The following is an 18,971-nucleotide window of genomic DNA, read 5'->3' on the forward strand; positions in this document are numbered from 1 at the left end:
GGTCCTGCCGGATTCTCCCGCACAACACTGAACGCTCGACTGCTCGAGTCGATGTTTCCTGACAACAGTCTGTCCATCTACCGTGAAAAGCGGTCAGAGCGTAGGTAGTCCCCCGAAACATGGTTATCATCGGGCTATCAGAAGGGCCGCCGAGTCGCGCCTCTATGACGGAGAGGGCACACTTCCCATGGATGCACATCAACTGTTCGCGGCAGTCTCGAGGCTGACGGAGAAGCTGTTCCCCCGCGAACGTCGTTCGCATACCACCCGTGCCCGCACTCAGGTGAACGTATCCCCGGATGCGACGCCCGCTGCCGCGACGCCGGACACCACCGAGCACCCGATCGTTCAGAGCTTGTAACCGATCGTCCGGAGCAACGCCTTGCGGTCGGCGACGTCGGCATCGGTCTCGACACCGGCGGGTGGGCGACCGTCGATCACGCCGGCAATCCCCCGGCCGAGTTCCGTCTCCGCCACGATGATTTCGACGGGGTTGGCGGTGGCACAGAAGATGCCGCACACCTCCGGCACCTGCTTCAGTGTGTTCAGGACGTTCACCGGGTAGCCGTCCTCCAGGAACACGAAGAACGAGTGTCCTGCGCCGACAGCAACAGCGTTGCGGGTGGCCAACTCGACGAGACGGTCGTCGTTGCCGGAACAGCGCACGAGGCGAGGCCCCGAGGCTTCGCAGAACGCGATACCGAACCGGATGTGGGGGCTCACTCCCACCAGCGCCTCGTGCACGTCCTCGACGGTCTTGATGAAGTGGGACTGTCCGACGATCACGTTCATGTCGTCGGGCTTGTCGATCGCCACAACCTGAAGCTCCACGATGGCCTCCTCGAATGCCTTTCAGTCTGCCCCGCTCCGGCACGGAGAACAACGACGGAGCGGGCGTTCGACATCGGGGGTCCGCGGAAAACGGTGGGGCGGGCGGGGCTCGAACCCGCGACCAATGGATTATGAGTCCACGGCTCTAACCGACTGAGCTACCGCCCCATCGCCGCACTACGCGTGATCGCGGCGTGCCGATGTTACCGTGCGCCCGCCGCGGGCGCGTAGCCGGGACGAACCCGCCCTGACAGGACTTTTCGTGGTCGGCGGACCACATCGGTGTCCCGACGTGGACGCTGCCTCGTCACCGTGTGTGCGAACGCGCCTCCCGGGGTACGCGGATGTGATCCGCACTGCGGAGGACCATGAGACGGGAGCACAGGATGAGCGTCGAACGACCAGGACCGGAACCGGAAGATGCGCCGGCGCTCGACGACGGAGGGGGCGTTCAGCCGGGTGACACGCCACCGGATGCCGGCCAGACCTCGGGGTTGTCGCATCCGCAGCCGATGCCGAGCCGGACGGTGCCGATCCTCGCGTTCATCGTGGTCGGGCTACTCGTCCTCGCGGTCGCGGCCTTCTTCGTCGCCCGCGTGTTCGCGTTGTTCGACTGAGGTGACCGGCGCCGGTGCGTCGGCGACGAGTTCGTACCGTCGCCCGTACGTTTCGACGAGGGCCTCGATCGCGGCGACCACCGGCACCGACACCAGCGCGCCGACCGGGCCGAACAGCGAGGCGCCCACGATCACCGATCCGAACGCGACCGCGGGGTGGATCGAGACTGTCGCGGACGTGATGCGCGGGTGCAGCACGTAGTTCTCGATCTGCTGGTAGACGGTCCCGAACACGATCACCCACACACCGTCCATCGGCTGGGACGCCGCCGCGATGATCGCGGGGAGCGCGATCGCGAGGTAGGTGCCCAGGGTGGGGACGAACTGTGAGACGATGCCGGTCCACAACGCCAGCGGCAGCCAGTAGGGCACGCCGATCGCCACCAGGAAGATGCCCGTGGCGACCGAACTCACCGCAGCGAGGATCAGCCGCGACACCACGTATCCGCCGGCCTTCTCGACCGAGATCTCCCAGACCACCGAGATGACTCGCTGTTGCCGCGCCGGAAACCAACTCGAGATCGTGCGGCGAAGCGCAGGCCCCTGCGCGGACATGTAGAACACGAACAGCAGCAGCGTCAGCATCTGGAATACGACGCCGAGCAGCGAGGACAACACGCCCAGCACTCCCGGCGTGAATCGTTCGGCGAGGTCTCGGATGGTTTCGGGCGTGAGGCGGATGAGGTCCTCACCGGTCGCGAAGTCGGTGTCGAACACACGATTGGACCAGTCGGTCACCGAGGACAGCGCGTCCGGCAGCGCCTTGAGGAGCTGGGCGAGTTGCTGCGCGAGCAGGGTCCCGAACAGGGCCAGGAAGCCGATCGCGAAGACGAACAGTGCGAACAGCACCAGCCCGGTGGCGGCTCCGCGCCGCAACCCCCGGCGCTCGAGCCAGTCGACGACTGGTTCGAGGGTGATACTGAACAACCACGCGAGGAACAGCAATTCCAGGAATCCGCGCAGGTTGACGAACAGCCATCCCGACAATTGGTAGGCGGCGACGGCCAGCAGAACGTAGAGAACCGAGGGCAGCAGCCACCGCGGGGCATCGCGGGTGCCGAAGCGCCCGATCGACCCTGTCCGCTCGGTTTCGCCGCCGTCCTCGCTCATCGCACACCCCGCGGTCGATTGCTGCCGATACAGCGGGAATGTACTCGTCCGGGAGGGCGCACCGATCCGAATTGGCCGGGCGCAGCAGAAAACCCCGCCCGGATGAACCGGGCGGGGTTTCGATGCTCCCCCGGCTGGACTCGAACCAGCAACCGTCCGATTAACAGTCGGAAGCTCTGCCAATTGAGCTACAGGGGATTATTCTGCTGTGCTTCGCCGTTCCCGGCGATGCGAGAGAAACTGTAGCGCATAGCCCCACCCCAGTACCAAATCGCCTGCCTGTCGACGCATCAGGCAGGATGGGTGCAGGTCGTTGTGCGTCGGGAGGAAGCGGGAATGATGCGGTTGTTGATCGGTATCGCTGCGGGGTACGTGCTGGGTACGCGAGCAGGACGTGCGCGCTACGAACAGATCAGCCGGGCCACCAAGGCCGTGGCCACCAGCCCGGCCACGAGGAAGGTGCTGCAGATGTCGCGTCAGAAGCTGTCCGACTCCCTGAACACTCAGCCGAAGCTCGAGCCCATGAAACCGCTCGACGAGGAAACGACCATCCTGGTTCCCCAGGATCAGCTCAAGAAGAAGTAGCCGGGCAGCGGCCGGTTCAGCCGGCCATCCCGTCCCGGTTGGTGTCGCCGATCGCCTGATCGAGCAGGCTGCGGCGGTACTGCTCCAGGGCAACGAGGTCGCCGAGCAGCGAATGGAACTCGTCCGACGCCGTCGCCGGTGAGATGCGCTGCAGCTTGGACTTCAGTTCCGCCACCTGCTCTCCCACCCACACCTCCTGCAGGCGTGCGATCACGCCGGAGATGTATCGCGGCACGGTGTCCTCTTCGGCGGGCAACGGCTCGACGGCGAGTTCCGACACGAGGGACGCCGCGGTGACGTCGTCGACTCCGCGGCTGACCGCGTCGACCCACTCGCCGCCACCGAGTCCTGCGCTGGTGCCGCCGGACGCGATCATCGACTCACGGATCACGACGTACGTCGGATGGGTGAACGTCTCCACCGGCAGCGAGTCGAACACGGTGCCCGCGATCGCCGGGTACTGCAACGCGCCCTTCAGTGCCTCGCGCTGCGCCCACAGCGTCGGATCGTTCGGCCGGGGCCGCGAGAGGCCGACCGGCAACTGCGGTGTGTCCTGGTCCTCGTCCCGGGAGGCCTTCTTCTTCAGCGGCGCAGGCAGCGACCCGCGGGTGGACGCCCGCTTGCGCGCCTCGTCCCGCACCCGCTGCCGGACGGCGGCGATGTCGTCCCAGCCCACCCAGCCGGACAACTGGACGGCGTAGCTGTCACGCAGCGTCGCTTCCTTGATCTGGGCGACCACCGGCACGGTGCGCCGCAGCGCCTCGACCCGGCCCTCGGCGGTCTCGAGGTCGTGCTCGGTGAGGATCGACTTGACCACGAACTCGAACATCGGTGTGCGACGCGCCACCAGGTCGCGGACCGCGGCGTCACCGGACTTCTGCCTCAGCTCGCACGGGTCCATGCCCTCGGGTGCCACGGCGACGAAGGTCTGCCCGGCCATCTTCTGGTCACCCTCGAACGCCTTCATCGCCGCGGCCTGGCCGGCGGCGTCGCCGTCGAACGTGTAGATGATCTCGCCGCGAAAGTAGCTGTCGTCCATCAGCAGTCGCCGCAGCATCGCGAGGTGGTCCTCACCGAACGCGGTGCCGCAGGCGGCGACGGCGGTCTTGACCCCGGCCAGGTGCATCGCCATGACATCGGTGTATCCCTCGACCACCACGGCCTGATGCCCCTTGGCGATGTCGCGCTTGGCGAGGTCGAGCCCGAACAGCACCTGAGACTTCTTGTACAGCATGGTTTCCGGCGTGTTGACGTATTTGCCGGGCATGGTGTCGTCGTCGAACAACTTGCGGGCACCGAACCCGATGACGTCGCCGGACAGGTTGCGGATCGGCCAGAGCAGGCGCCGGTGGAAGCGGTCGATGTGACCACGGCGCCCGGCTTTCGACAGGCCCGCGGCCTCGAGCTCCTTGACGTCGAAACCCTTGCCCAGCAGGTGCTTGGTGAGGATGTCCCAGCCGTCGGGTGCATACCCGCACCCGAACTGCTGCGCGGCCTGCGCGTCGAAGTTCCGTTCCGTCAGGTAGTCGCGGGCCGCCTGCGCGTCGGGCTCCTGCAGGCGCGCCGAGTAGAACTCCTGTGCGGCCGCGTTGGCCGCGACCAGCCGGGAGCGGGTGCCGCGGTCGCGTTGCACCGAGGTGCCGCCGCCCTCGTACGAGATGGAGTAGTTCAACCGGTCGGCGAGCTGCTCGACGGCCTCGACGAAACTGATGTGGTCGATCTTCTGGAGAAACGAGTAGACGTCGCCGCCCTCGCCGCACCCGAAGCAGTGGTAGTGCCCGTGGTTGGGCCGCACGTGGAACGACGGCGACTTCTCGTCGTGGAACGGGCACAGCCCCTTCATGGAGTCGCCGCCCGCGCGCTTGAGGGAGACGTACTCCCCCACGATGTCCTCGATCCGTGTGCGCTCGCGAATGGCCGCAACGTCACGATCAGGGATTCTGCCAGCCACGGAGGACAGTCTAGGCGCTCTTCCGCAGTCCGAACTTCCGCCTCGGTGTCAGCAGTTCGACGGGGCGGGAATCCCGGCGAATCGGTCGCCGAGATAGCCGAATGCGGGGCCGGCACCGAGCATGGTGGCGGTGCCGTGGTCGGCGCCCGGGATCACGTCGAACTGCACGCGCGCACCCTGTGAGCAGTACCGGGCGACGGTGTTCTGCACCGGCCCGATGGCGACGAGGGGGTCCGCGCTGCCGTGCCAGACGAACATCGGCGTCCTCGGGACTTCCGGATACAGTTCGACGCTGTTCTCGTCCATCACCGAGCGGCCGGACGGATCGGCGAGGATCCCGGGACCGTTGGTCAGGTCGGGCAGCGACCTCCCCGCACCGGCGCCGAGGATCGAGTCGGTGCACGTGTTGCTCATCTGCGTGCGGAGGTCGAGTCCCTCACCGTTGAGGCCGTCCCCCAGCGGTGAACGCGTCGGGTATTCACGCTCGAGCCCGATGGCGGCCGCGAAACCCAGGCCGAACGCCTGCGAGCGGGTGCCGCCCAGACGGTCGGCCAGTTCACCGATGTTGACCGGTGTGCCGCCCTGGGCGGCGCCGACGATGTTCAGTTCCGGGGCGTAGGTGGGTGCGAGCGCCGCGGCCCAGTTGGTCGCCATGGCGCCGCCCGAGTAGCCGGCCAGCCCGACCGGACTACCTCCGAGTCCGGCCTCCGGGAGCCGCTGCGCGGCGCGGACGCCGTCGAGGACGAGGCGGCCGCCGAGTTTCGCGGCCCCGTACGCGCTGGTCGGTCCGAGGTGGTCGGGCACGGCGACGGCCCAGCCCCGCGCGAGCAGGGCGTTGAGGGCGGGCCCCTCCTGGATTCCGCCGTTGAACAGCTGATGCGACGGCGCGCACTCGAGCCCGAGCGCGTTGACGAACGGCTGATAGGACACCAGCGGCCGGTTCGCGGGAGTGCCGCGAGGTACCAGCACCGTGGTGATCGCGGCGATGGGCGCTCCGGCGGAGTTGGTCGACTTGTACTTCACCTGCCAGGCGTCGGCGGTGGGGAAACCGGTGGCGGCGACCGGTCGGCTCGCCAGCACGTCACCGTCGGCGCGTGCCCTGACGTCGGCGGGCGCACCGTAGAACGGATCTGGGTCCGCGAACGGGTACACGGGCGCGGCCTGTGCCGCGGGTGGGGCCGGCAGGGCGGCGCCGACCGCCACCGCCAGCGCTGCGGACGTCGAACCGATGATCTTGCGCACTGCAGACTTCATCCGGTCTCCCTGACCATTGGGTGCAAGCTGTCTGTAGACCTATTCGTAGCACCGCGGTGGCCGGACGGGTCCGACTTCCGGCTTTGTCAGCCCCAGCTCGCCTGGGCTCCGAGACTGGACTTGTCGACGCGTTCGAGCCGGCTCTCGGTGTAGGAGGCGATCTGGTCGACGACGACCCGGACGCGTGCGGGATCGTCGGCCGCCGCGTTCCAGGCGGGAATCAGGATCGGGTCGAGACCGGCGGGTGCGGTCGCGAGCAGCCATTCGGCGACGCGGTGCACGCGGTCACGCTGGCGTGCCTGGCGTGCCCGGTGGCCGGCATCCGACATCACGTAGTTCAGCGCGAACGTCTTGAGCAGCGCCACCTCCGCCGCGACGACCGGCGGGACCACCAGGTCGGCGTCGTACCGGGCGACCGGCTTGTCGCCGTGGACGTCGCGGGTCCCGATGATCGCGGCGGTCGCGAACCGGCCGACCAGTTCGCTGGTGAGGTTCTTCAGGGCGACCGAACTGGTGAGCGTGCCGTCGTAGCTGCCCACCTCGACGACGACGGGCAGAAGACTCAACCGCGTCGCGGCCTCGACCAGGTCCTCGACGTCGAGTCCCGGGAACTCCGACGCACCGAACTCGGCGAGGGCCCGCTGGTCCACCGGATCGGCCAGTGAACGCAGATCGATGCGGCCGTCGATCACGCCGTCCTCGACGTCGTGCACGGAGTAGGCGACGTCGTCGGCCCAATCCATGACCTGCGCCTCGAGGCATTGGTGGCCGTCGGGGGCGCCCTCGCGGATCCACGCGAGCACGTCGGCGTCGTCGTCGTAGGCCCCGAACTTCGCGCCGGGGCGCGGCCGGGTCCACGGGTACTTGATCGCCGCGTCCAGCGACGCGCGGGTCAGGTTGAGCCCGGCACTGCTCCCGTCGGGGTACAGCACCTTCGGTTCGAGGCTCGTGAGGATGCGCAGATTCTGGGCGTTGCCCTCGAACCCGCCGCAGCTTTCCGCGACCTCGTCGAGGGCTTTCTCCCCGTTGTGACCGTACGGCGGGTGACCGATGTCGTGCGCGAGGCCGGCGAGGTCCACCAGATCGGGATCGCAGCCGAGACCGTCGGCGATCCCGCGGCCGATCTGCGCCACCTCGATCGAGTGCGTCAACCGCGTCCGCGGAGTGTCACCGTCCCGGGGGCCCACCACCTGGGTCTTGTCCGCGAGTCTGCGGAGCGCGGCCGAGTGCTGGACGCGGGCGCGGTCGCGGGAGAAGACGGATCGGTGTTGCGCGGCCGCGATCTGGCTGCCCGGGATTCCCGCCCGTTTCGGTGCCTCGCGGACCCGGCGGGCGATGTCGTGCGCGGAGTACACGTCGCCGAGGGGTGTCGTGTGTGCTGTCATCGAATGTCTACTGTCCCGCCGTGTAGGGGAAGTCGGCCGAGAAGTGGGTGAGCTGGTACCAAATCAACGCCCCTGTCTCCCGGGCGATTCCGTGCAACTGAGATTCGCGGGTGAACACGGCGGGCCCCTGGCGGGTGGGTGCCGTCCAGGCGTCGAGTCCGGCGTCGCGTGCCATCGTCCGCGTTCGCAGCGAATGCCAGGGGTCGCTGACCAGGACCGCCGAATCGATGCTCTGCTCCCCCATCGCCTCACTCACCGCCTCGATGCTGAGCAGGGTGTCGGACCCCTCCTCGACCGCGGTGATGCTGTCGGCGGGGACGCCGCGCGAGATCAGATAGTTCTTGCCGGACGCCGCCTCGGTGTACTCGTCGCCCTCCTGCTTGCCGCCGACCGTGATGACCTCGGGGGCCACCCCACGCTCGTACAGCTTGTACGCCTGCTCGAGCCGGGCTTCGAACACCGACGACGGTGTTCCCGAGTACTGGGCGGCGCCGAGCACGACGATCGCGTCGGCGGCCGACGTGTCGTCGATCCGCGCGACCTGCCACACCCGGACCGCGGTGCCCAGCACCAGCGCGGCGGCGAGGAGGACCACGCCGGCGATGATCCGGCGGGTCCACCGGGCCAGCGTGCCGGCGAACCCCAGGCGCGCAGGACGGCGCGGGAGGTCGTGGCGTTCACGGCTCGGTGCAGAATTCACTCCCTGATTCTGCCAGCTGTCGCCGAACTGTCCCGATGACGACTCGCCACACCCGATAGATTTGCTGCCATGCCACTCGCACCGCGCCTCGAGCAGACGCCGTCGTCCCGCCCCCGACTTCCCCGCGCTCGGCGGTTCGCCGCCCTCGGCGCCGTCTCCGCACTCGTGACTCTCGTGGCGATCCTCTTCTCTCCCGCGATTGCCTCGGCGGACGCACCGTTCCGTCTTCCCGGCCAGATCACGGACACCGTCGGCGTGCTCGACGCCGACCAGCAGAGCGACGTCCAGGCCGCGATCGACCAGCTGTACGACGAGCACAAGGTGCGGTTGTGGGTGGTGTACGTTCCCGACTTCAACGGTCTCGGCGCCGGCCCGTGGGCGGATCAGACTGCGCAGGCCTCCTCGCTCGGCGACCGCGACGCTCTGCTCGCGGTCGCGACGGTCGACCGCGAGTATGCCCTCATCGCGCCGGACGGACTGTCGGAGATCACCAGCGACGAGGCCGAGTCGATCCGGGTGGACGCGGTGGAACCCGCCCTGCGCGAGGAGGATTGGGCCGGAGGCGCCATCGCCGCGGCGGGCGGCCTGGGCGACGCGATGTCTCCGGGCCAAGGAATGTCGGTGCGCACACTGCTGATCGGCGGCGGTGTGGTCGTCGTGGGTGCGGGTGGCGTCGTGCTCTATTCGCGGAAGAAGAAGCACGACCGCACCCGGGCCGGTATCGAGGCGGCGCGCAGCATCAGCCCCGAGGACACGGCCGCGTTGACGGCGCTCCCGCTGCCGACCCTGGACGAGCGCGCCAAGGAGGTACTCGTCGAGACCGACGACGCGCTGCGCACGAGCCAGGAGGAACTCGACCTGGCCCGCGGCGAATTCGGCGAGCAGGCCACGGCGTCGTTCACGGCGGCGTTCGACACGGCGAGGGCGACACTCGCGGCCGCGTTCACCGTCCGTCAGCGACTCGACGACGCGATCCCCGAGACCCCGCAGCAGCAGCGGGAAATGCTCATCGACATCATCACCTCGTGCGGGCGCGCCGACCGCGAACTCAACGAGCGGGTCCAGGAGTTCGACGGGCTCCGGGACCTGCTGATCAACGCCCCCGACCGGCTCGACGCGCTCACCCGGGACATGGTCGCGCTGACCGTGCGCATCCCCGACTCCACACAGACCCTCGCCACCTTGCAGACCGAATTCCCGGCCGCCGCACTCGCTTCCGTCGCCCACAACGTGACGATGGCGGAGGAGCGGCTCGCGTTCGCGGAACGGGCCGTGGCCGACGGCAGGGACGCGATCGCCCTGCCGCCCGGAAAACAGGGACCTGCGGTGTCGGCGATCCGCGGAGCCGAGGGCGCCCTCGAACAGGCCCGGACGCTACTCGACGCCGTCGACCACGCCGCGGAGGACATCCGGCACGCCATCGCCACGCTGCCGGCCGCGATCACCGACGTGGAGGCCGGGATTGCGGCCGCGGCCCAGTTCACCGAGCAGGGTGGGGACCGGCTCGCGTCGGCCCGCGCCGCGGCCGAGGCAGCACTGGCGGCGGCCCGCACCGCCGCCGACACCGACCCGCTCGGCAGCTTCACCCAGATCGTCAAGGCAGACGCGGAACTCGACGCCGTCCTCGCCGAGGCGCAGGAATCCCGGCAGCAGGCCGAGCGTGCGCAGCAGCGTCTCGAGCAGGACATCGTGGCCGCGCAGTCACAGGTCACGGCGGCGTCGGATTTCATCGGCACCCGACGTGGCGCGGTGGGAGCGGACGCCCGGACCCGCCTGACCGAGGCGCAGCGGCACCTGGCGGGCGCGCAGCAACTCCGCGCCACCGACGCCTCCCGCGCGCTTCAGCACGCTCAGGCCGCGGCCGGCCTGGCGGCCGACGCACTGCGCCTGGCGCAGAACGACGTGAGCCGTTGGGAGTCCCGCCAGCGCCCCGGACCCGGAAGCGGTGGCGGGAATGCCACCGGAGCGATCCTCGGCGGCATCCTGATCGACAGCATCCTGCGCGGCGGATTCAGCGGCGGCGGTAATTGGGGAAGCCGGGGCTCCGGCGGCGGGCGCAGCAGCGGCCCGCGGTCCTTCGGCGGGCCGAGCAGCTCCGGCCGGATAAGTGGGGGCGGCCGATTCTGACGTCCTCCCGAGTCTTCGTCGCACTCGCCTGCGTCGCGGCCACCGCCTGCGGCGTCCTGTCGGGCTGCGCGGGCGGGGGCCCGACCGAGGGCGACGTGATCCCGCTGTCGGCCGAGGCCTATCGCAGCCGGGAGGACGACGCGGCGGGTGGGCGGATTCACGTGCGGATAGCGAACACCGGCGATGCGCCCGTCGCCGTGACATCCGTGGCGTTGGACAGTCCCGGCTTCGAGGCGGCGCCCGCGACCCGGCGCGAGGTCGAACTCGGCCCCGGCAACCGGATCGATGTCGAGGCCGTGTACGGCCCGGTTCGCTGCGACACGTCCCCGGAGCCGGCGTACGCCCTGATCGGTGTCGCCGATCGGGACGGCTCGCCCGTGCGGGTGCCGCTCGCCGCCCCCTACGACGTCCTCGCCCGTGTTCACGACGACGACTGCGCCGCACAGGATCTGGCGCGCGCCGTACCGGTGACACTGATCCCGGCGGCGGCTCCGCCCGAGCCGACCGCGCCTCTCCCCGCCCAACTGGTCGTGAGCCGGGGAACGGCGTCGGGTGACGTCCGGGTGGACGAGATCGGCGGCAGCGTCCTGTATGCGCTGCACGGTGCGCTGCCCGCCACCATGCGGGCGGACGAGGACCGGCTGAGCGTCGACATCACGATCGATGCGGCGCGCTGCGATCCCCATGCGCTCGCGGAAGCGAAGAAGCCCTTCGTCTTTCCGCTGTGGATCGCCGTCGGCTCCTCGGAACCGGAATACTCGCGCATCCCGGTGTCCGAGGAGAACCGGCGAATCCTGACGAACTATCTGACCGTCACCTGCGGCGCGCGCAGGTGACGGCGGATCAGGAACCGATGAGGCGCTGCGCCAGGTAGCCCTCGACCTGGTCGAGCGCGACCCGCTCCTGAGCCATGGAGTCACGCTCACGCACGGTCACGGCGTGGTCCTCGAGCGTGTCGAAGTCCACGGTGATGCAGAACGGTGTGCCGATCTCGTCCTGACGGCGGTAGCGGCGGCCGATCGCGCCGGCGTCGTCGAACTCGACGTTCCAGTGCTGGCGGAGCGTCGCGGCGAGATCCTTGGCCTTGGGCGTCAGGTCCGCGTTACGCGACAGCGGCAGCACCGCGGCCTTCACCGGGGCGAGACGACGGTCCAGACGCAGCACGGTGCGCTTGTCGACGCCGCCCTTCGCGTTCGGCGCCTCGTCCTCGGTGTACGCGTCGACGAGGAACGCCATCAGCGAACGCGTGAGACCGGCTGCCGGCTCGATGACGTACGGCGTGTAGCGCTCACCGGTGGCCTGGTCGTAGTAGTTGAGGTCGGTGCCGGAGTGCTTCGAGTGGGTCGACAGGTCGAAGTCGGTGCGGTTGGCCACACCTTCGAGCTCGCCCCACTCGCTGCCCTGGAAGTGGAAGCGGTACTCGATGTCGACGGTGCGCTTGGAGTAGTGCGACAGCTTGTCCTGGGCGTGCTCGTACAGGCGCAGGTTGTCCTTGTTGATACCGAGCCCGGTGTACCAGTCCATGCGGTAGTCGATCCAGTACTGGTGCCACTCTTCGTCCTCGCCGGGCTTGACGAAGAATTCCATCTCCATCTGCTCGAACTCGCGGGTGCGGAAGATGAAGTTTCCGGGCGTGATCTCGTTGCGGAAGCTCTTGCCGATCTGGCCGATGCCGAACGGCGGCTTCTTGCGCGACGTGGTGAGCACGTTCGCGAAGTTCACGAAGATGCCCTGCGCGGTCTCCGGGCGGAGGTAGTGCATGCCCTCTTCGCTCTCGACCGGGCCGAGGTACGTCTTGAGCATCATGTTGAAGTCGCGGGGCTCGGTCCACTGACCGACAGTGCCGCAGTCGGGGCAGCCCACGACGTCCATCGGGACGTCGTCCGGGTTGTCGAGCCCCTTCTTCTCCGCGTACGCCTCCTGCAGGTGGTCCTGGCGGTGACGCTTGTGACAGTTGAGGCACTCGACCAGCGGGTCGTTGAACACGCCGACGTGACCGGACGCCACCCACACCTCGCGCGGCAGGATGACCGAGGAGTCGAGGCCGACGACGTCCTCGCGGCTGGTGACCATGTTGCGCCACCACTGCTTCTTGATGTTCTCCTTGAGCTCGACGCCCAAGGGGCCGTAGTCCCAGGCCGACTTCGTGCCTCCGTAGATCTCACCGCACGGGTAGACCAGGCCACGACGCTTGGCGAGATTGACGACGGTTTCGACTTTGGACTTCGGTGCCACTCGGGTGCTCTCCATCTGGGTAATAGATGCATGGTTCACGTGCGCTTTTCGGAGCCCAGCCTATCTGCCCGACCGCAGTCGGTTCACCCACCCGGTTGACATGCGTATTCGTGCATATCAAAATGGAATCGATTTGCAATAAGGTGAGGGTGATCCTCCCGGGCCGACGGCCTCGCGGCCACGGTCCCGTCCATTGTCCGGCACACCGAAGGAGATCACTGGTGAGCGTCGTCGATCCCGGGGATCTGCATCCGTTCGAGGCGGCGGCGCCCGCCCCCGTGCCGTCGAAGGAGACCCTCGCGGCGGCCGGCGACATCCTGCGCGCCCTTGCGGCCCCCGTCCGGATCGCGATCGTCCTCCAGCTCCGCGAATCGGAACGGTGCGTGCACGAACTCGTCGGGGCACTCGGAGTCACCCAGCCACTGATCAGCCAGCATCTTCGCGTGCTCAAGGCCGCGGGAGTCGTGCGCGGCGAACGCACCGGACGTGAGGTCCTCTACCGCCTGGTGGACGACCACCTCGCCCACATCGTCGTGGACGCCGTCGCGCACGCCGAGGAAGGATAGAAGCCTTGACCCAGAACACCGGTCAGCGCAAGCCCGTCGTCGTGGGAGTACGCGCGACCAAGCAGCGCAGCGCCATCTCCGCGCTCCTCGACGACATCGAGGAGTTCCGGTCGGCGCAGGAACTGCACGACGAACTCCGCAAGCGCGGTGAGGGCATCGGGCTGACCACCGTCTACCGCACCCTGCAGACGCTCGCCGACGCCGGAACGGTCGACGTCCTGCGCACCGACACCGGCGAATCCGTGTACCGGCGCTGCTCGTCCGGACATCACCATCACCTGGTCTGCCGTGCCTGCGGCTACACCGTCGAGGTCGAGGGACCGACCGTCGAGCAGTGGTCGCAGTCGATCGCCGACGCCCACGGCTTCTCCGACGTCAGCCACACCATCGAGATCTTCGGCCTCTGCAAAGACTGCACCGCGACGCAGTGAGCGTCAGGGGATCAGCCCCTGCCGGGCGGTGTCCGCGCCGCTGAGCACGAGAAGCAGCATCGTGGTCAGTGCCTCGTCCTCGAGCCCGGCGGCGGGGAACGTGTAGCGCAGGATGACGTCCGCGAGCCGGCCGTGACCGAACACCGCGATCGAACCGAACTGCAGTGCGCTGTTCCGTTCCGCGACCTTCTTGTGCAGCGACGCGCTGACCGGCCGATCCCAGGCCAGCACGCACGTCATCGACAGCACGTCGAGGCCCTCGGTGAGGGTCATCGCACTGATCGAGCACAGCGCCCCGGCGTACTCGAAACTCAGCGAACCGTCCTCCGCCCGGGTGACGGTGGCGAAGTGCTCGAGCGCGTCCGCCGCCCGCGCCAGCAGCGCGGGCGCCCCGTCGACGGTCATTTCACCCCACCGAACCGACGGTCACGCGACGCGTACTCGACACACGCCGCCCACAGGTCCCGGCGGTCGAAATCGGGAAACAGCTTCTCCTGGTACACCATCTCGGCGTAGGCCGACTGCCAGATCAGGAAGTTGGACGTGCGCTGCTCGCCGGACGGCCGGAGGAACAGGTCGACGTCCGGCATGTCCGGCTCGTCGAGGTACCGGGCCACGGTCGCCTCGGTGATCTTCTCCGGGTCGAGTTGCCCCGCCGCGACCCGCCTGCCGATCTCCTTCGCCGCGTCCGCGATCTCCGCGCGCCCGCCGTAGTTGACGCACATGGTCAGGTTCATGACCGTGTTGTGCTTCGTGAGCTCCTCGGCGATCTCGAGTTCCTTGATGACGCTGCGCCACAGCTTGGGCCGGCGGCCCGCCCACCGCACGCGCACTCCCATCTCGTGCATCTCGTCGCGGCGACGGCGGATCACGTCGCGGTTGAAGCCCATCAGGAAGCGGACCTCCTCGGGGCTGCGCTTCCAGTTCTCGGTGGAGAACGCGTAGGCCGACAACCATTCGACGCCCATCTCGATGCACCCGCAGACGGCGTCCATCAACACGGCCTCGCCGCGTTCGTGGCCGGCGGTCCGGGGCAGTCCCCGCTCCTGCGCCCAGCGGCCGTTGCCGTCCATCACCAGCGCGATGTGCCGGGGCACGAGTTCGGGTTGCAGGCCCGGCGGGCGGGCGCCCGAGGGGTGCGGGTCCGGCGGCCGGATCTGGCGCTCGGCCCCGGAACTATGCGGGGCTCGAGGTTCGCGTCGTCGAATCACGGTCCCCATCCTGCCTGACCGAATCCTCCACCCCTACCGCCGCATGCGGTCGTGCGCGTTCGATCAGCGGGAGAGTGCGGAGTTGCCGTTCGAGGTGCCACTGCAGATGCGCCGCGACCAGACCGCTGGCCTGCCCCCGCAACGACTCGGGCACGTCGTCCGTGCTCGCCCAGTCGCCGCGGATCAGCGCATCCATCAAGTCGAGGACACCCGGTGACGGCGTGGCGGCGCCCGGCGGCCGGCAATGGACGCACACCGCTCCCCCGGCGGCCACGTGGAATGCCCGGTGCGGTCCGGGGGCGCTGCACCGCGCGCAGTCGTCGAGGGCGGGAGCCCATCCCGCAAAACCCATGGCCCGCAACAGGAAGGCGTCGAGGATCAGCTCGCACGAGCGGTTGTGCTCGGCGACGGCCCGCAGCGCCCCGACCGTCAGTCGATGCAGTTGCGGCGCCGGAGCCCGCTCCTCACCGGCGAGCCGCTCGGCGGTCTCGAGGATCGCGCACGCCGTGGTGTACCGGGAATAGTCGTCGACGATGTCGGTCGCGAATGCGTCGACCGTCTGGACCTGGGTGACGATGTCGAGGTTGCGGCCGGGGTAGAGCTGCACGTCGATGTGCGCGAACGGCTCGAGCCGGGCGCCGAACTTGGACTTCGTGCGGCGCACCCCCTTGGCGACCGCGCGCACCAGACCGTGCTGCCGGGTGAGGAGTGTGACGATACGGTCGGCCTCGCCCAGCTTGTGCTGGCGCAGCACCACCGCAGTGTCTCGATACAACCTCACCGGTCCAGTCTCCCACGTCGAGGCGACCGCATTCCGCAGGCCGAGCCGGGTGCGACGGTCAGGGCTCGGTGCGCCCGTCGCGCACGGCGTCGACGACGTCGCGGACCCCGTCGATGACGAGTTGCGGCTGCTCGATGTTGATGTTGTGGCCGCTGTTCGTGTTCGTGACATGCGTGGCACCCGGGACGAGTTGCGCCAGATCCGCCTGCGCCTTCGGCTGCACGGCGTCGAGGGCCGGGCCGTAGCCGGGATCGATGTCGGCGGGGAGGCTTCCGTTCGCAATGCCCTCCGCGATCTGCGGCGCCACCGACCGGTCGGCGGAGAGGACGACGAGCGGCTGGGGCCGGATCGGTGCGGCGGCGCGGATCTCGTCGAAGCTGCGCACGAAGTCGACACGCTCGAGGTCCGGGTACTCGTCGAGACTGTCCTGCTGCGGGGTGTTGAGCCGCAGGAACTCCTCGAACTGCTCCGGGGGCAGGAGTGTCTGCAACTCCTCCGACTGTGCGTCGATCAGCACCATGCCCGCCACCTCGTCGGGATGGGTGCCGGCGAAGAGTCTCGCGATCTGACCGCCGTAGGAGTGGGCGGCCAGCACGTAGGGGCCGGGGCCGGCCTCGCCGGTGGCGCCCAGCAGCGACTGGAGGTCGGCGACCGCGTCCGTGGTGGTGATCGGCTGCGGAACCGGGTCGCTGCGGCTCAATGCGTCGTCGCCCAGCACGACTCCCGGCCGGTCGTACGAGCAGACTCGGGTGAACTCGGCGACCCCGTCGAACGCCGAGGTGGCGGCCGGATCGGCCGTGGTGGTCCACTGATCGGCGCCGAACCGCAGACCCGATTCGAAGACCACCGTCGGTGATCCCGTGCCCGCGCACTCCAGATAGATGTGGCGGTCCCCGCCGATGTCGACGGTGCCCGCGAAATCCTTGCTCGCGCCGTCGCCGTCATCGGTTCCGCACGCGGCGACGAGCAACACGACACCCACTGCCGGGAGCCACCTCGACAACCGTTGCCTGTTCGGCACGACACACCTCGGAACCGGTCCGGAAACGCACCGCGCTCCCGGGGTTCCATACCCCGGTCAGCTGCGTTCAAACGGCGGCGCCCCCCGGTCAGCTCAGCCGCTGGTCGAGATGCACCGACACCTCGACGCCGGCCGCGTCCTTGCCGATGAGCTTGCACAGCGCGATCTTCAGGGGCAGCCAGTGCGGACCCTCGCCTGAGGGCATCAGGGTCGCATTGAACGGGTGGCCGTCGATCGTCCCGCCGACCTTCACCGGCCGCCGCGTTCCGAGAAGTTCGGCGGAGTCCGGCACGGTCACGTACGTCGCGAACGCCCCGTCCTTCTGGATCGGCGCCGTGAAGGTGTGCGCGAGTGGTTGCGGGGTCTTCGGTGCGGGCATTCGTGGCTCCTCCGGTCGAGTGTGATGCTGCGGTCGAAGGTAGGACTCCCGGAGCCGGCCGGAATCATCGCATCGTGTGAGCCCGCAGGCCACACGACGCCCGAAGTTGTCGAAGGGTACCCTAACTCGAACGACCCTCGACGAACGGAACACCCCAGTGGCAGCGCACGCCCCCTCGCCGGAGCACACGATCACCTCCCTCGACGAACTCGAGCAGGTACTGGGCGTTCCCCATCCCTCCATCGTCACCAAGCACACCGATCACACGATGCCCCTGATCCGCCGCTTCATCTCCGAGGCGCGGTTCTTCGTCCTCGCCACCGCCGACGCGAACGGTCACTGCGACTGCTCGCCGCGCGGAGACATCACGCCGAAGACGATGTTCCTCGACGACCGGACCCTGGTGATCCCGGACCGACCGGGCAATCGGCGCGCAGATTCGTACCGCAACATCCTCGACAATCCGCACGTGGGCATCCTGTTCGTCGTACCCGGGATCGACGAGGTGGTCCGGGTCAACGGAACCGCCACCCTGACCGTCGATCCCGAACTGCTGCAGTCGATGTCGATCAAGGGCAAACCCGCCAACCTCGGTGTCGTGGTCCGGATCGACGAGGTCTACACCCACTGCGCCCGGGCGATCCTCCGGTCGCGCATGTGGGACCCGGAATCGTGGCCGGACCCCGACGAGATCCCGTCGCTGCGGGAAATGCACGCGGAACAGCACGAGCTGGACCACAGCCCGGATACGCCTCGCCGACAGGAGTACTACCGCACGCTGCTCTACTGAGGGGCGTGCCGGGTCACGTCACCGCAGCCGCTCGGACACCAGCGGCACGACGGTGTCGAGTGCGTACCGCAACGACAGCACGGAGTTCGTGGAGTACGCCTTGGCGACATCCGGATCGTCGAACACGAGGGACCGTCCGTCGCTCACAGCCGGGATCGCTTGGAAAAGCGGCCGGTTCGTGACGTCGGCGGCCGGCCTGCCGATCGGGAAGACGACCACCATGTCGGCGTCCATCACGCCGAGATTCTCCTCCGACACCGGGACGGAGAACTTCACCGCCGGCTGCGCGTCCACCGCCGGATTGCTGACGAATCCGAGTTTCTTCATGAACTGGAGGCGCTCGGTGTCCGCCGTGTAGGCGCCCCATCCCGCCCCCGAGAACGCGCCGACGGTGATCGTCTTCCCGGCGAACTCGGGATGGGCCGCGGCCGCTTCCGCGAACCGCCGGTCGATGTCGGCGAGCAGCGCATCGCCCCGCTCCGGCGCGCCGAGAGCGGTCGCGACCATCGAAACCTGACTCTCGATCGGAGTCTTGTAGTTATCGGCACCCTCCGGCAGCGCGATCGTCGGCGCTATCTGCGACAGGTGGTCGTAGCGTTCCTTGTCGCCGGCACTCTTCGTGTCGAGGATGACGTCCGGTTCGAGCGCCGCGATCTGCTCGTACGACGGTTCGAGGGTTCCGATGACGGCCGGCGCAGTGGTGTACATCTCGTCCGCCCACGGTCCGACACCGTCGCCGCCGAAGGCGACCCAGTCGCTGGCCCCGATGGGTTCGACACCGAGCGCCAGCGCGGTTTCGGCGTCACCCCACCCGAGGGCGACCACGCGCTCCGGCTTCGACTCGACCGTCACATCGCCGAATTTCGTGGCGACGATTGCCGGGAACGCGGCATCGCCGGCGCCTGTCGTCGCCTCGCGTTCACCCTCGCTGTCGCTCCCGCAGCCGGCCAACGCCAGGGCCAGCAGTGACACCGAGACGAGACTCCTCATTCGCATA

At 68.7% G+C, this 18,971-nt stretch carries 20 protein-coding genes and 2 tRNA genes; 7 read left to right on the forward strand and 15 right to left on the reverse strand.

Going from position 1 to position 18,971, the window contains the following annotated elements; genetic code table 11:
- Positions 1-348: 348 nt before the first annotated feature.
- Both CJ177_RS37680 and CJ177_RS37685 read right to left on the reverse strand, forming a co-directional pair.
- Positions 349-831, reverse strand: a complete 483-nt coding sequence (locus CJ177_RS37680) for an adenosine-specific kinase (protein WP_005247855.1) — start codon at positions 829-831, stop codon at positions 349-351.
- A 94-nt stretch (positions 832-925) separates the two neighbouring features.
- Positions 926-999: transfer RNA gene (locus CJ177_RS37685), tRNA-Ile, on the reverse strand.
- Between the two features lie 218 nt (positions 1,000-1,217).
- On the opposite strand from CJ177_RS37685, the gene CJ177_RS37690 reads away from it, so the two are divergent.
- The gene (locus CJ177_RS37690) at positions 1,218-1,448 is read left to right on the forward strand and encodes a DUF6480 family protein (protein ID WP_095870164.1); all 231 of its coding nucleotides are present in this window, start codon (positions 1,218-1,220) and stop codon (positions 1,446-1,448) included.
- Here the strand turns inward: CJ177_RS37690 and CJ177_RS37695 are convergent.
- Entirely contained in the window at positions 1,389-2,558 is a 1,170-nt protein-coding gene (locus tag CJ177_RS37695) for an AI-2E family transporter (protein ID WP_095870165.1), read from the reverse strand. The genes CJ177_RS37690 and CJ177_RS37695 overlap by 60 nt on opposite strands.
- A gap of 125 nt (positions 2,559-2,683) precedes the next feature.
- Positions 2,684-2,756, reverse strand: a tRNA-Asn gene (locus tag CJ177_RS37700).
- 138 nt (positions 2,757-2,894) lie between these two features.
- Between CJ177_RS37700 and CJ177_RS37705 the strand changes: the two genes are divergently transcribed.
- Positions 2,895-3,143 (forward strand): hypothetical protein, encoded by a 249-nt coding sequence (locus CJ177_RS37705; protein WP_005247861.1) that lies wholly within the window; start codon positions 2,895-2,897, stop codon positions 3,141-3,143.
- Positions 3,144-3,159: 16 nt separating this feature from the next.
- Here the strand turns inward: CJ177_RS37705 and dnaG are convergent, their stop codons facing one another.
- The 4 genes from dnaG to CJ177_RS37725 form a co-directional block, all read right to left on the reverse strand.
- Complete coding sequence (dnaG, locus tag CJ177_RS37710; protein ID WP_005247864.1) at positions 3,160-5,094, reverse strand: DNA primase; 1,935 nt, start codon at positions 5,092-5,094, stop codon at positions 3,160-3,162.
- Between the two features lie 48 nt (positions 5,095-5,142).
- Positions 5,143-6,348, reverse strand: a complete 1,206-nt coding sequence (locus CJ177_RS37715; protein ID WP_257014879.1) for a lipase family protein — start codon at positions 6,346-6,348, stop codon at positions 5,143-5,145.
- 86 nt (positions 6,349-6,434) lie between these two features.
- Entirely contained in the window at positions 6,435-7,733 is a 1,299-nt protein-coding gene (locus CJ177_RS37720) for a deoxyguanosinetriphosphate triphosphohydrolase (protein ID WP_095870167.1), read from the reverse strand.
- Positions 7,734-7,740: 7 nt separating this feature from the next.
- On the reverse strand, positions 7,741-8,433 hold the full coding sequence (locus CJ177_RS37725) for a YdcF family protein (protein ID WP_095870168.1): 693 nt from the start codon (positions 8,431-8,433) through the stop codon (positions 7,741-7,743).
- A 69-nt stretch (positions 8,434-8,502) separates the two neighbouring features.
- Between CJ177_RS37725 and CJ177_RS37730 the strand changes: the two genes are divergently transcribed.
- A complete protein-coding gene (locus tag CJ177_RS37730; RefSeq protein ID WP_061045273.1) occupies positions 8,503-10,560 on the forward strand; it encodes a YgcG family protein in 2,058 nt (685 codons plus the stop codon).
- A 95-nt stretch (positions 10,561-10,655) separates the two neighbouring features.
- Positions 10,656-11,396: a hypothetical protein gene (locus tag CJ177_RS37735; protein WP_257014880.1), complete on the forward strand. Its 741-nt coding sequence runs from the start codon at positions 10,656-10,658 to the stop codon at positions 11,394-11,396.
- A gap of 7 nt (positions 11,397-11,403) precedes the next feature.
- Here the strand turns inward: CJ177_RS37735 and CJ177_RS37740 are convergent, their stop codons facing one another.
- Positions 11,404-12,795: a glycine--tRNA ligase gene (locus CJ177_RS37740; RefSeq protein ID WP_005247885.1), complete on the reverse strand. Its 1,392-nt coding sequence runs from the start codon at positions 12,793-12,795 to the stop codon at positions 11,404-11,406.
- Between the two features lie 221 nt (positions 12,796-13,016).
- On the opposite strand from CJ177_RS37740, the gene CJ177_RS37745 reads away from it, so the two are divergent.
- Complete coding sequence (locus CJ177_RS37745; RefSeq protein ID WP_025432915.1) at positions 13,017-13,361, forward strand: helix-turn-helix transcriptional regulator; 345 nt, start codon at positions 13,017-13,019, stop codon at positions 13,359-13,361.
- 5 nt (positions 13,362-13,366) lie between these two features.
- Positions 13,367-13,792, forward strand: coding sequence for a Fur family transcriptional regulator (locus CJ177_RS37750; RefSeq protein ID WP_005247888.1), 426 nt, complete (start codon positions 13,367-13,369; stop codon positions 13,790-13,792).
- Positions 13,793-13,795: 3 nt separating this feature from the next.
- Here the strand turns inward: CJ177_RS37750 and CJ177_RS37755 are convergent, their stop codons facing one another.
- The 5 genes from CJ177_RS37755 to CJ177_RS37775 form a co-directional block, all read right to left on the reverse strand.
- A complete protein-coding gene (locus CJ177_RS37755) occupies positions 13,796-14,197 on the reverse strand; it encodes a hypothetical protein (protein WP_005247889.1) in 402 nt (133 codons plus the stop codon).
- Positions 14,194-15,003 (reverse strand): isoprenyl transferase, encoded by an 810-nt coding sequence (locus CJ177_RS37760; RefSeq protein WP_037226677.1) that lies wholly within the window; start codon positions 15,001-15,003, stop codon positions 14,194-14,196. Before CJ177_RS37760 ends, CJ177_RS37755 begins: the two co-directional genes overlap by 4 nt.
- Complete coding sequence (gene recO, locus CJ177_RS37765) at positions 14,969-15,784, reverse strand: DNA repair protein RecO (RefSeq protein WP_025432916.1); 816 nt, start codon at positions 15,782-15,784, stop codon at positions 14,969-14,971. Before recO ends, CJ177_RS37760 begins: the two co-directional genes overlap by 35 nt.
- Before the next feature lie 58 nt (positions 15,785-15,842).
- Positions 15,843-16,805, reverse strand: a complete 963-nt coding sequence (locus CJ177_RS37770; RefSeq protein WP_061697564.1) for an alpha/beta fold hydrolase — start codon at positions 16,803-16,805, stop codon at positions 15,843-15,845.
- Positions 16,806-16,893: 88 nt separating this feature from the next.
- Complete coding sequence (locus CJ177_RS37775) at positions 16,894-17,184, reverse strand: DUF1905 domain-containing protein (RefSeq protein WP_061045277.1); 291 nt, start codon at positions 17,182-17,184, stop codon at positions 16,894-16,896.
- A 157-nt stretch (positions 17,185-17,341) separates the two neighbouring features.
- Here CJ177_RS37775 and CJ177_RS37780 point away from each other — a divergent pair, with 157 nt between their 5' ends.
- Positions 17,342-17,974, forward strand: a complete 633-nt coding sequence (locus CJ177_RS37780; RefSeq protein WP_061045278.1) for a pyridoxamine 5'-phosphate oxidase family protein — start codon at positions 17,342-17,344, stop codon at positions 17,972-17,974.
- A gap of 18 nt (positions 17,975-17,992) precedes the next feature.
- On the opposite strand, the gene CJ177_RS37785 is transcribed toward CJ177_RS37780, so the two are convergent.
- Entirely contained in the window at positions 17,993-18,970 is a 978-nt protein-coding gene (locus CJ177_RS37785; RefSeq protein WP_095870169.1) for an iron-siderophore ABC transporter substrate-binding protein, read from the reverse strand.
- Position 18,971 lies beyond the last annotated feature (1 nt).

The sequence above is a fragment of the Rhodococcus sp. ACPA1 genome (assembly GCF_002300195.1).
In the GTDB taxonomy this organism is placed as follows: domain Bacteria; phylum Actinomycetota; class Actinomycetes; order Mycobacteriales; family Mycobacteriaceae; genus Rhodococcus_F; species Rhodococcus_F opacus.

Coding starts and splice junctions, on each gene's coding strand:
- CJ177_RS37690 (WP_095870164.1), top strand. CDS start 1,218: ATGAGCGTCGAACGACCAGGACCGGAACCGGAAGATGCGCCGGCGCTC.
- CJ177_RS37695 (WP_095870165.1), bottom strand. CDS start 2,558: ATGAGCGAGGACGGCGGCGAAACCGAGCGGACAGGGTCGATCGGGCGC.
- CJ177_RS37705 (WP_005247861.1), top strand. CDS start 2,895: ATGATGCGGTTGTTGATCGGTATCGCTGCGGGGTACGTGCTGGGTACG.
- CJ177_RS37715 (WP_257014879.1), bottom strand. CDS start 6,348: ATGAAGTCTGCAGTGCGCAAGATCATCGGTTCGACGTCCGCAGCGCTG.
- CJ177_RS37720 (WP_095870167.1), bottom strand. CDS start 7,733: ATGACAGCACACACGACACCCCTCGGCGACGTGTACTCCGCGCACGAC.
- CJ177_RS37730 (WP_061045273.1), top strand. CDS start 8,503: ATGCCACTCGCACCGCGCCTCGAGCAGACGCCGTCGTCCCGCCCCCGA.
- CJ177_RS37755 (WP_005247889.1), bottom strand. CDS start 14,197: ATGACCGTCGACGGGGCGCCCGCGCTGCTGGCGCGGGCGGCGGACGCG.
- CJ177_RS37775 (WP_061045277.1), bottom strand. CDS start 17,184: ATGCCCGCACCGAAGACCCCGCAACCACTCGCGCACACCTTCACGGCG.
- CJ177_RS37785 (WP_095870169.1), bottom strand. CDS start 18,970: ATGCGAATGAGGAGTCTCGTCTCGGTGTCACTGCTGGCCCTGGCGTTG.